The organism is Achromobacter marplatensis (genome assembly GCF_002209535.1).
GTDB classification, from domain to species: Bacteria; Pseudomonadota; Gammaproteobacteria; order Burkholderiales; family Burkholderiaceae_B; genus Achromobacter; species Achromobacter marplatensis.
This window is the reverse complement of sequence record NZ_NJIG01000024.1, coordinates 1-11585: the sequence shown is the minus strand read 5'-3', so window position 1 is coordinate 11585 and position 11585 is coordinate 1. Positions and strand designations below refer to the sequence as shown.

The 11585-nt window shown below is 63.5% G+C and carries 11 protein-coding genes; 7 read left to right on the top strand and 4 right to left on the bottom strand.

Translation table 11 applies throughout. From position 1 onward, the window contains the following. The first annotated feature begins 72 nt into the window (after positions 1-72). Genes CEY09_RS29205 through CEY09_RS29195 form a run of 3 tightly spaced genes read left to right on the top strand, consistent with a single transcriptional unit; the run spans position 73 to position 1307 of the window. Positions 73-297 (top strand): DUF1653 domain-containing protein, encoded by a 225-nt coding sequence (locus CEY09_RS29205; protein ID WP_006227868.1) that lies wholly within the window; start codon positions 73-75, stop codon positions 295-297. Positions 298-302: 5 nt separating this feature from the next. Beyond that, on the top strand, positions 303-920 hold the full coding sequence (locus tag CEY09_RS29200) for a 3'-5' exonuclease (protein ID WP_006227869.1): 618 nt from the start codon (positions 303-305) through the stop codon (positions 918-920). Positions 921-947: 27 nt separating this feature from the next. Next, the gene (locus CEY09_RS29195) at positions 948-1307 is read left to right on the top strand and encodes a nucleotide pyrophosphohydrolase (RefSeq protein WP_088591280.1); all 360 of its coding nucleotides are present in this window, start codon (positions 948-950) and stop codon (positions 1305-1307) included. Between the two features lie 3 nt (positions 1308-1310). Here CEY09_RS29195 and CEY09_RS29190 read toward each other — a convergent pair whose 3' ends face one another. Then, on the bottom strand, positions 1311-1601 hold the full coding sequence (locus CEY09_RS29190) for an antibiotic biosynthesis monooxygenase family protein (RefSeq protein WP_088591279.1): 291 nt from the start codon (positions 1599-1601) through the stop codon (positions 1311-1313). A gap of 97 nt (positions 1602-1698) precedes the next feature. On the opposite strand from CEY09_RS29190, the gene CEY09_RS29185 reads away from it, so the two are divergent. From CEY09_RS29185 to CEY09_RS29175, 3 genes are all read left to right on the top strand, one after another. Then, complete coding sequence (locus tag CEY09_RS29185; RefSeq protein ID WP_167390183.1) at positions 1699-2094, top strand: hypothetical protein; 396 nt, start codon at positions 1699-1701, stop codon at positions 2092-2094. 388 nt (positions 2095-2482) lie between these two features. Beyond that, entirely contained in the window at positions 2483-2959 is a 477-nt protein-coding gene (locus CEY09_RS29180) for a hypothetical protein (RefSeq protein WP_035214242.1), read from the top strand. 44 nt (positions 2960-3003) lie between these two features. Further along, positions 3004-3699 carry a hypothetical protein gene (locus CEY09_RS29175; RefSeq protein WP_088591277.1) on the top strand — a complete coding sequence of 232 codons (696 nt, stop codon included), beginning with the start codon at positions 3004-3006 and terminating at the stop codon, positions 3697-3699. Positions 3700-3728: 29 nt separating this feature from the next. Here CEY09_RS29175 and CEY09_RS29170 read toward each other — a convergent pair whose 3' ends face one another. Together CEY09_RS29170 and CEY09_RS29165 are read right to left on the bottom strand one after the other, a co-directional pair. Next, positions 3729-6158 carry a DUF3772 domain-containing protein gene (locus CEY09_RS29170; protein WP_088591276.1) on the bottom strand — a complete coding sequence of 810 codons (2430 nt, stop codon included), beginning with the start codon at positions 6156-6158 and terminating at the stop codon, positions 3729-3731. A 225-nt stretch (positions 6159-6383) separates the two neighbouring features. Beyond that, entirely contained in the window at positions 6384-7310 is a 927-nt protein-coding gene (locus tag CEY09_RS29165) for a LysR family transcriptional regulator (RefSeq protein ID WP_088591275.1), read from the bottom strand. Between the two features lie 249 nt (positions 7311-7559). Here CEY09_RS29165 and CEY09_RS29160 point away from each other — a divergent pair, with 249 nt between their 5' ends. After that, positions 7560-9077, top strand: coding sequence for an acetyl-CoA hydrolase/transferase family protein (locus CEY09_RS29160; protein WP_088591274.1), 1518 nt, complete (start codon positions 7560-7562; stop codon positions 9075-9077). Positions 9078-9205: 128 nt separating this feature from the next. Here the strand turns inward: CEY09_RS29160 and CEY09_RS29155 are convergent, their stop codons facing one another. Then, complete coding sequence (locus tag CEY09_RS29155; protein WP_006227878.1) at positions 9206-10159, bottom strand: LysR substrate-binding domain-containing protein; 954 nt, start codon at positions 10157-10159, stop codon at positions 9206-9208. Between the last annotated feature and the right edge of the window lie 1426 nt (positions 10160-11585).

Below are 11585 nucleotides of genomic sequence, written 5' to 3'. Positions count from 1 at the left end.
GACGGTATTGTCTGAATCCCAGGCCTGGGCCGGATCGCTTCCGCCCGGGCCGCATTATTTGCGGCACCGTCCATGACCGAATCCGAAGCCCTCGCCCTTGCCTCGCACCGCCACTACAAGGGCGGTCTCTACCTGTATGTGGGTACCGCCCGTCATTCCGAGACCGAAGAGTCCATGGTGGTGTACGAACACCTGTGGCCGCACGCGCGCGGCCTGTGGGTGCGGCCCGCCACGCTGTTCTTTGGCCAATTGGCCGACGGTTCGCCGCGCTTCGCGCCGTTGCACCCGACGGAGTAAATACGGTGACGTTCTTCAACCGGCGGCCTCGCGCCAGCGGCGCGACGTCTCGCACGACCGTCAACCGCGCGCAAGCCTCGGCTGCGCTGGATTCGGCCTTGCAGGCGCTGCGCGGCCCGTTCATTGTGGCCGACTTGGAAACCACCGGCCTGTCCACCGCCACGTGCGAAATCCTGGAGTTCGCGGCTGTCCGGGTCGAAGCGTCCGGCATGCTGGCCCGCGAATATACACAAGTGGTTCGCACGAGGTCGCCCGTGCCGTCTTTCATCACGCGGCTGACCGGCATTACCCAGGCGGAAATCGACCGCCATGGCGTGCCGGTGGTGCAGGCGTTTTCGTCCTTCCTGGAATTCGTGGAGGACTTGCCGGTATTCTTCCACAATGCGTCGTTCGACCGGCGCTTTCTGGGCGCAGCGGCTGACCAGACCGGCCTGCCGTTTGCGAATCCCACGCATTGCACGCTGGCGCTGGCGCGGCGGGCCTGGCCGGAACTGCCGTCGCACAAGCTCGAGATCCTGGCGCGTCATGTGGGCGCCTCGGACCCCACTCACCGCGCGTTGGCCGACGTGCGCACGACGGTGGCCGTCGCGCTGGCAGCCAGTTCACGTCTGGCCGCGGCCTGACGCAGCGCCTGCTATCTGGAAAATTCGATGTCCGACCTGGAACAGATCAAACTCGCCGTGCGGGCCTTCACGGCAGAAAGAGCGTGGCAGCCCTTTCATTCGCCCAAGAACCTGGCGATGGCCCTGTCCGGCGAGGCCGGCGAGCTGGTGTCCCTGTTCCAATGGCTGACCGAGGCCGAATCGCGCAATATGGCGGCGGAACGCCTGGTGGACGCTGCCGACGAAATTGCGGACGTGCAGATGTATCTGGTGGCGCTGGCGGATCAGCTGGGCATCGACATCGCCGACGCCGTGGCGCGCAAGATGGTCAAGAACGCGCAGAAATATCCGGCGGACCGTTTTGCCGGCAGCGCCCGCAAGTACGACGATCCGCCTGAAGAGAGCTGACGGTCAGATCACTTTCTGTTCGTGATGGACCTGGGGCGGCTCGACGAAGAAGCCTGCCACCAGCTTGCGCCATTCCTGGAAGTCGGGCGATTCCCGAAAATCCACCATGTGGTTCTCGACGGTTTCCCACTCGACGACCAGCGTGTAGCGCTGCGGCTGTTCAATGCTGCGATACAGCTCCATTCCATGGCATCCACGGGCGCGCAGAAACAGCGGTTTGGCCTGTGCAACGCCTGCCTCGAACAGCGCTTCCTGTCCTTCGCGGACATGAATGCTGGCAATCTCCTGGATCATGACGGTGTCTCCAAATAATTGGGGCCGGGTGAGGCCCGACCGGCCGGAGTAGTATGGCTGAAAATTCCAATTCCATCCTGTCCGATTTCCTCGAGCCGTGACCTTGACTCGTCTCATTGCCGTCCGCCTGCTGTGGTACGCAGGCATTGCCGTTATCGCCGTTATGGCGCTGGCGCTCAACACGCAGTTCAGTGTGGTGGTACTGCTGTCGGCCATCGCCATCTACATTCCCTTGTCGGTCCTGTGCTTGCCGCTGATGGCCTGGCTGTGCTGGAGCCGCGGTTTGCGTGCCCCGGTCAAAGGCCTGGCTCCCGTGTGGCCTGCGTGGCTGGCCGGCGGTTTAGGCATCCTGCTGCTGGCCAGCTACCACGTGCTGGCGGACCTGGATCTGGCGGAGTGCGGCTTCCTGCTGGTTCTCGTCGCGGGCGATCTCTGGCTGCTCCGCCGGGAAGCCGCGCAGTTCTTCAACCCGGTGCCTGCTCGTTCTGGCTGACAGTAAGCCTAAAGGCTATCAACGGATTGCCTACCGGCGTGCGCGCTAGGCACCTTGTCCGAGCCCAAGACGCGTCGCCCCATCCTTAAAGTTGAGCCCCCCTGCATCGCGCAGGGCTCCCCTGCCTTTTTCATCGTCCATACGCATGGCGTGGCGCTCGCGCGCTCGTCTGTTCCGCTTGCCGATTGACAGACAGGCCTCGTCCACAAAGACCCGGTCGCCCGTTTAACCGATATCGACATGCCTAGGACGGAGCAATCATTCCGTACCAATACATAAGTCCCACGCCACTCGTCTATGTGCGGGCACGGGGGAGGGACGTAGCGGTCCGCGCCGGTCGGCCACCGGCACCTGTGCATCCGCATGAAGCGGATCAGGAGGAGCTCAAATGAAAAAGCTCGCAGCAGTCGCAGCCATGACCTTGTTTGCCGCATCGGCCTATGCCAGTGGGCCGGGCATGCCTTCCGTGTCGATCACCGGCCATGCCGGCACGATCAATGGCACGGCGTCATCCGTCTCCACCGGCAGTTCGGTGGTGGCCACGCAAGTCAATGGCTACGGGTCTTCCAGCCAGACGTCGTTTGGCGAAACGGGCGGCGTCGCGCAAGTCGGCGGCACGTTCAACCGGGACGGTACGCAAGTGGTCACCAGCACGCGCCAGTACGCCACCAGCGAGTCGTACGGCAACGTGACGGGCAACGCACCCATTATGGTGGGCGACAGTATCGCCAATGGCGGCGCGTCATTCGGCAAAACCGATACCGCCGCGTCGGCGACGGGGACTTTCGTTGCCGGCAATATCGGCGCGTTTGGGTCGATCGGCGGTGTGGGCGGGGTGGGCCACATCTCTGGCTTTAATCACTGACCCAATTATCCGGACGGCTTCGGCCGTCCGGTCGAGGGGACATCATGAAAACCATAGTGCTTGCAATCTCCCTGTCGCTGGCGGCGTGCACGGCCGCGGCGCAGACCAGTAACTCCAGTTCCACGACTTCCGCGTCATCGGGGGCGACCAATGCCGGCAACAACCAGGGCATCACGCTGAATTCCAATAACAGCGGTTCCAGCACCGTGAAGACGGTTCCGCCGGTGGGGGGCCAAAGCTTCTATGGTTCGTTCTCGTCGGACAGCTGCATGGTGTCGGCAGGCGGCGGCGGCTCGGTGGTGGGCTTTGGCATGAACGTTGCCATACCGATTGAAGACCAGAAATGCAGCCTGCGGCGTAACTTCGAGCGCACGATGCAGGCGGCCGCCTCCACCAAGGACGCGGATCGCTCGCGCCGGCTGGAAACCGCGGCCATCGACATCCTGTGCCAGACCGACGACCGCACCAAGGCGGCGCTGGTGGCGCAAGGGCTCTGCACCAATCCGGCGCTGACGACGGCCGATCATCGTTTCGATACGACTGCGGTTGCGCAGTCCTCGCCCACGACGGCCACCGTCGCGGTGCCGCCCGCGCCGGTGCAAGGCCAGACCCAGGCGCCAGCGCCGGCAGTGCAGGGGTATCCGGTGCAAGCCGTTCAAACCACCGCGCTGGCATCGCCGCCCTTGCGCAACCCGCGGCTTGAGCGGCAGCAGTTCGCCGACCTGTACTCGCCCGGCTGACACCTCGAGGCGTTGTGGGGCAAGCCGGATCAGGTGGCGGAGGCGGGCGGCAGGATGGCGGCGGGCGCCGCCACCGCCGCCGGCTGCGGCGCCGACGCCAGCTGCGGCGCCGACGCCAGCAGCATGGTGGGGGGCGAAGACACTTCCAGGCCGGCGTCGTTCAGGCGCTTGAGCACCGTGAACAGCATCGCGCTGCGCACGCCGTAAGACGCGCGCGGCGACGAGACATAACCCTTGGCATTGAAGATCAGGTTGCCCCCTTCGATGCCGTCCAAAAACACGTTGGGCGCGGGCGTGTCCAGCACGTCCTCATGGTCGGCAAAGGCCTGCAGGATCAGTTCGCGCACTTGCTCGGCATCCGTCGACAGCGGCAGAGGCAGCTTGATCTGCACCAACCCCAAAGGGTTCGATCGGGTCACGTTGCGCACTGTCTTGGTCACGAATTCCGAGTTCGGCACAATCACCGTGGAACGGTCGCCCATCTGGATTTCGGTGGCGCGGACATTGATGCGCAGGATGTCGCCCTCGACGCCGCCCAGCGACACCCAGTCGCCCACCTTGACCGGGCGTTCCGCCAGCAGGATCAGGCCCGACACGAAGTTCTGCACCACCGCTTGCAGGCCGAAACCGATCCCCACCGACAGCGCACTGGCGATCCACGCCACACGCTCCAGGCCGATGCCGGCCGCCGACAACGACAGCGCCACCGCCAGCACGAAGCCGGCGTATCCGAACAAGGTCGCGGCCGACAGCTGCATGCCCGGATCCAGTTCGGTCGTCGGCAGGTAGCGGTTCGACAACCAGCGCTTGAGCATTTTCACGCTCAGCAGCGACACGCCCAGCACCATCAGCGCTTGCAGCACCGCGCCGGGACGGATCTGCGCCTCACCGATAGCCAGGCCTTTGCGCAGTTGATCAAAGCGCTGCAGCAAATCTGCCGGCCCTTCACCGAAGGGTGCCAGCAGCAGGATCACCGCCAAGAGGCCCACGGCCACGCGGCCGACGCCTGACAGCAGCACGGCAGCCTGATCGCGCAGGCTGGGGCCGTCGTTCTCGCCTTCGCGATGCGACGTGCCCAGCAGCGTGCTGAAACCGTCCTCGATCAGCGTCGACACCAGGTAGGCGGAAGCCAGCACGATCAGCGTCCAAAGCACTTGCTTGGTCAGGAACGCGCCGAATGCCACATAGCCCGCCAGCAGACTGGCCAGGCCCAGGATCAGCACGGCCCACACCGTGCCGAGCAAGAGTGAAACCCAGAAGGGCGCGGGCGCGTCGTTTTCCTGGATGCTCAGGCGGCGCAGCCTGCGGCAGATAGCCAGCACGATGGCCATCGTGGTCATGATGATCACGGCGACGATGCCGGTCAGCGTGATGGTTGTCGTCAGGCTGGCGTTCAGTAATACGGGCAGGCGCTCGGCCAGCCAGATCATCACGACCAGCGTGCCCAGCAGATTGGGCAGCCAGTTCAGGCGCGTCGCCACGGCATCGCTGATGGGTGGCAGGCGCCAGGACGGGCGGTGCGTCGACAACAGCGCGTTGCCCAGACCCGAGACATAGCCACCGAAACAGACGGTCGCCACCAGCGTGGCCAGCAACGCTCCGGTGTTGTCGGACAGCTGCGAATTCCAATCCAGGCCGGCATGGATCAATAGTGCGATCACCCCAGGCGTGGCCACCGATAGTGTCAACTGCGCCACGGCCAGGAACGAGCGCCGCAGCCGGCCGGGAGGTACCCGAGTTGCGGTCAGGCGTAGGAACATCCGGCCGATCCAGATGCGCAGCGCGATCGTCAGCGCCGCCGCGGCAACCAGCAGCAGCCATCCCCATTTCGGTGTCTGTCCGATCGCAGTGGAAAGGTCGTCGCCCAACGCTTCAAGGCGCTCCAGGTCGCGGGGGAATTCCTCGTGGAACTCCACCCAGAACTGTTTGGACAGGAACGAATTGCGCCGCTCTCCCAGGCGCGCCTGGAACTGTGTGCGGCGCTGCGCCGAAATCTGTTCCGCCGTCTGGGCGGCATCTACCGACAGCAGGCGGGCCAGCTTGATCTGCGCATCCAGCGCGCGGCTGCTCTTTTCCAGCTGCATGCGCTGGGCCGCCACGTCCGGGGCTTCTTTGGCGCCTTCGGGCGGCGTGCCCAGCTCGCTTAACCGCGCGGTGAGGCTGGTCAACTGGGGGGCAAGCGCCTCGCTGGCCGCGTCGGCCTTGGACTGGATGTCCAGCGCGTCGCTGCGCTGTTTGACGAGCGTGGCGTCGTCGGTCTCGTCGGCGACGCGTTTGCGGATGTCGTCAATCTGCTTGCGGGCGGCCGCCAGCAGCGTTTCGGTTTCCGCAGGATTGGCGGGCGGCGCCGCGAAAGCGGGCATTACACAGAGCGCCAACAACAACGCCGCGACAAGCGCGGCGAGATGGGCGGTTAAGCGCCGGGGGAGTAAGAGCGGGAAGGTGCGGATCGGGTTCATATTCTTGTGCGAGACACTCGCGTCGAGGCGGCAGCATAACAAGCTGCGGACCACTCCGTTGCAACAAAAACTAGTACTGTGTCCCCTATTTTTCCACTGAACTTCGAAGGCGCCTCCCGTCGGCGCCCAGGGGGCGGAAACAGGGCCGCATCGGATCCGCGGAATGCGCGGGCCGTCTGATGCGTCCCGGCACGAAATCCACGTTTACCACGCCAACGTTTGGAATCAACTCGGACGCGTCAGCCCGCCTCGGGAGAGGGATTTTTTAGGCTTGCCTAGCACCGCGTCGCAGACGTCCAGCCAGGCGCGCGCGGCAAAGGACAGATAGCCGGATTGCAGCCAGATGTGGCCCACCTCCCATTGCATGCCAGACTTGGCCAGTTTCGCCGTGCTGAGTCCCCGCGTTTTCATGCGTTGCATCAGCGGCTCGGGCAGCAGCGCAACGCCCAGGCCGGCGGAGGCCATCGCAACCAGAAAGTCCCAATGCGCGCTCTGCGCGGCAATGCTGGGCTGAAAGCCCGCATCGGCAAAAGCTTGGCGCAGGCGCCGTGTGACGGCGAAGTCGTCAGTGGGGATCAGTAGCCGCGCGTCGCGCAGGGCGCTCAAGGGCAGGGACGTTTTGCCGGCCCACGGGGCATCCGGCGGGCCGATGACCCAGATGGGATAGCTGCCGAACAACTGGGCGGCCAGTCCGCCGTCGGGCGCGACAGGCAGGATGGTGGCGCCCACCTCCAGTTCCCCGTTGGCGACCAGGCCTTCGACGGCCTGGCCCGTGCCCTCGCGTAAGGTCAGATGGATGCCGGGATGAAGCTCCCGGAAGCGCTTGACCACCGGCGTGAACAGCAGGTTGATCATCGGCGGGATGCCGACCTCCAGCGCGCCGCGGTGCAGATCGGCGGTCTGGCGCAGTTCTTCCGACAGTTGCCGCATCGTTTCCAGCACCTGCAGGCCGCGCTGGTACATGACCCGCCCGGTATCCGTCGGCCGCGCGGTGTGGCCGTCGCGGATCAGCAGCGGCGTGCCCGCTTCTTCCTCCAACTGCCGAATCATCTTGCTCACCGTCGATTGCGTGACGAACAGGGCTTTGGCCGCCTGCGTGAAGCTGGCATGCCTGACCGTTTCGACGAAATAGCGCAACGCACGCACGTCCATGGCTTGGAAACTCCCTAGGCGCGTTGTGCGCAAAAACCTCAAACGATGAAAAAAACGACTGATTTGAATGATTTTAAGTCATTACGAGATTTAAGCAGGCCTTCCTATACTGCCGAAAATTCATCCCGGTGCAGGCCTTGAGCCCGTGCAGGGATATCGGGAAACGCCGCGAAAGACGGCGCCCGGGCGCTGAAAGGCGGCCTCGCCGCGCCCGGCCGCAAGCCGTTGGCCTTTAAATTTGGAGACACCATGCATCTCGACCGTATCCGCCACCCAGGGCTGCGCGCCAAGATCACATCCGCCGATCAGGCGGCATTGCTGGTTGAAGACGGCATGACCGTCGGAATGAGCGGTTTCACGCGCGCCGGGGACTGTAAGTCCGTGCCGGCGGCGCTGGCTGCACGCGCCGAGCGCGAGCCGCTGTCGATCACGCTGATCACCGGCGCGTCGCTGGGCCACGATACCGACAAGATGCTGGCCCAGGCCAATGCGCTGTCGCGCCGCATGCCGTTCCAGGTCGACACCACGTTGCGCCGCAAGATCAATCAAGGCGAAATCGCCTTTATCGACCAGCATTTGTCCGAAACGGTCGAACAGCTGCGCGCCGGCCATATCGGGCCGATCAACGTCGCCATCATCGAAGCCGCCGCGATCACGGAATCGGGCGCCATCGTGCCGACGATGTCGGTCGGAAACTCGGCCTCGTTCGCGCAGCAGGCCGACAAGATCATCATCGAATTGAACGTGGGCGTGCCCGCCGCCATTGAAGGGCTGCACGACATCTATGTGCCCGCGGATCGCCCCGCGCGTCAGCCGATCGGCCTGGTGTCGGTGGACCAGCGTATCGGCCAGCCCTTCATTGAAGTGGACCCGGCCAGGATCGCCGCCATCGTCATCACGCACGAGCCCGACAGCCCCTCCAATGCCTTGCCGCCGGACGACGACACCAATGCCATCGCCGCCCATATCAATACGTTCCTGCGCGGAGAGGTGGACGCGGGCCGCCTGACCAACGCGTTGCTGCCGCTGCAGGCGGGTATCGGCACCATCGCCAACGCCGTGCTGCACGGCTTCGAGTCGTCGGACTTCGATAATCTGACGATGTACTCCGAAGTGCTGCAGGACAGCGCCATCGAACTGCTGGACCAGGGCAAACTCGCCTTCGCGTCGGCCTCGTCCATCACGGTGTCCAAACCCGTGTACGACAAGATCCTGGCCAATATCGACCACTATCGCGAACGCATCGTGCTGCGTCCGCAGGAAATCAGCAACGCGCCCGAGATCGTCCGCCGCCTGGGCATCATCGGAATCAACACGGCGCTGGAATTCGACATCTACGGCAACGTGAACTCCACGCATGTGGGCGGCACGCACATGATGAACGGCATCGGCGGCTCGGGTGACTTCGCGCGCAACGCCCATCTGGCGATCTTCGTGTCGAAATCGATGGCCAAGAACGGCGACATCTCCAGCGTGGTCCCGATGGTGTCCCACGTGGACCACACCGAACACGATGTGGATGTGCTCGTGACCGAGTGCGGCCTGGCGGACTTGCGCGGCCTGGCGCCGCGCGAACGCGCCCGCGCCATCATCCAGAACTGTGTGCATCCTTCCTACCGCGACGCCCTGCAGGACTATTTCGACCGCGCCTGCCAACGCGGCGGCCAGACGCCCCATCTGCTGGAAGAGGCGTTTTCGTGGCACCAACGCTTCAATGAAACGGATTCGATGCAGCCGGCGAAGTCGCCCGCGCGCAAGGCGGCCTGAGGGCACGCAACGTTGGCTGCCGCCGTCGCGGCGTCCGCCAGGCTATTCGAGCGAAGCGAATCCTGGCTTGCGGGGAGTGCTCCCGCCGGGCGCCGTGTTTGGGTAGGGGTAAAGGAGCGAAAGCTGCTTTACCTTTTTTTTCGCGTCGAGTTCGCGGGCAAGGCGTCAGGTTCCGCAGGCGTGGTGACGAGCGCGCAGCGCGACAGCTCCAGCTCGTCGCGTAGCCATTGCTTTAACGCCACCAATGGCGCCCACTCCCGCAGGCTCGGCGGATAGACCAGGTGGTAGGTCTGCGCCTGTTCATATTGCACGCTCATTGGCGATATCTGCACCAGGCGCCCGGCGCAGAGGGCATCGGCCGCCAGCAGTTCGCGGCCCAGCGTAATGCCCAAGCCTTGTTCAGCCGCTTGCAACATCATCCCCGCATCGTTGAACGTGGCCACGGGCATCACCGGCGTGCGCAGGCCCGCGGCATTGAACCAGTGCTGCCACATTTCGCGTTCGCCCAGCAGCGGTTGGCGGGCCAGGGTCTCCGGAGAATTGTCTTCCAGCTTTGCCGCAGTCTCTGGCGACGCCAGCGCAATCAACGGCAGTGGCATATCGAACAAGGGCTCGGACTCCACGCCCGCCCAGGGGCCGCGACCAAACCGCAGCGCGGCATGAAAGCCGTCGCGCACCAGGTCCACCACTTGTTGGGACGTCTCGATTTCCAGCGACAGTCCCGGATTCCGCACGCGCCACCGCGCCATGCGGGGCAGCAGCCAGCGCTGCGCAAAAGAGGGCAGTACCGACACGCGCAACCGTTGTTCGCTGCCGGTGGCAGCGGCAGCCGCCGCCATCACGCCTTCGTCCAGCACCGCTAGCGCGCTCTGCACGCTGCATAGCAGCGCAGCGCCCGCGCTATTCAAAACGATCCCGCGCCCGCTGCGTTCAAACAGCGGAAAGCCCAGCTGTTCCTCCAACCCCTTGATCTGCTGGCTGACCGCGCTATGCGTCAGATGCAGCCGGTCGGCAGCGGCGCGCAGGTTCTGCAACTCGGCGACGGCACGGAAGGCGGGCAGGGTGTTCAGGGGTAAACGCATAGGAAATTTCGCAGAAGGCCAATATTTGGTTAGCTTAACTGACCAATGCACGGAAAACAATTCGATTTTCACCCGCTTCCTGGGCGACTACGCTTACCAAAATGTCGAAATTCCAGGAGCCCATCATGTCTGCCCAAACTTGCACCTCACCGTCACCCTCGTTCCGTCCGCTACGGCAGCCCGCGCAACCGGCACCGTCGCCGACCTCCGCAGTCAGAAGCGCACCAACGGAAAGTGGTGCTGTCGACGGCGCGTCGCCGCGCGGCTGGCTCGGCAAGCTCTGGGCCGCCTACTGCAGACGGCGTGAAGCGGCCCGGTTACGCAACCTGGCCGTCGATATGGACCCGCATATCCTCCAAGACGTGGGCGCGCCGAGCTGGCTCGTCAACGAAGCCACCCTGCAACGCGACCTGGCACGCTTGAAGCACACGGACTACATGCGTTGGTAGCTTCCTTCGCGACGCGAAGGGCATCGGAGCGGGCGCCGGTTCTCCCTGGTTGGGGGCCGGCGCTTCGGCTTTGGTAAGCCGGTGTTGATGACGCTTCTATATATAGAGAGATGAGGGAGTCGGAAATGAGGGGGTAGCCTCTCTATATATAGAGCGACTCCAGCTTCTCGCGCCATGAGTGTCGAAACTGGAGAAGGTTTTGCTTCAGTGGCATGACAGCCCCAAAACCTGTGCTATAGTCTCGCTCCTTCGCAGTTCAGACGTTTTTTGAACTGCGAAGCCAAGCAAGCACAACAGGCAAGGCAAGGTGAAAACCCGGGGCAACCCAGCCAAGTCTGCCGCGAACGGGTTCAGGAATGAGCGCCAAGCGGTTATTGCAAGGATTGCAGCAAATCAGGCAAAAGCCAGTTGCGTAATCTGCAAAAATCGTGCTATAGTCTTGGGCTTGGCTGGTGATGTTGATTCAGGGTTTACCCGGATCTCTCGCTAGCCACCTGAGCAGTAACCAACCCCAGGATTCTGGGCTGTCCGCGAAAGCGGCGGGGTTGCAAGATAGGATGCAAGTCAGGCAAAAGCCGGTTGCATAATCTGCAAAAGTTGTGTTATAGTTTCAGGCTTGGCAGTTGCCGAAAACTTAGGGTTAACCCGAATGGGTGCTTCTGATGTTTCGATAGCTGCTAAAGAGAGCAGATCCGAAGGGGTCGCAAGCAAGAAGGCGGTGGCGCGAAAGCGAACGAAGCTGACTTGACAAGCGATAAAAACTCCTTCATAATCTCGCCTCTCTGCTGCTGACACAGCGGGCGACGCAAGGCAAAAGCCGCAGCGAAGCAAGCGAGTTCAGCAAGTGGCAGTAAAGAAAGTAAAGAATTTAGCAGTACCGCTCTTTAACAATTAAACAACCGATAAGTGTGGGCGCTTGATGCGATGCACTGTGATTAGGTTAGGCGTTAAACCCTGATCTTCTCACAAGCACAATG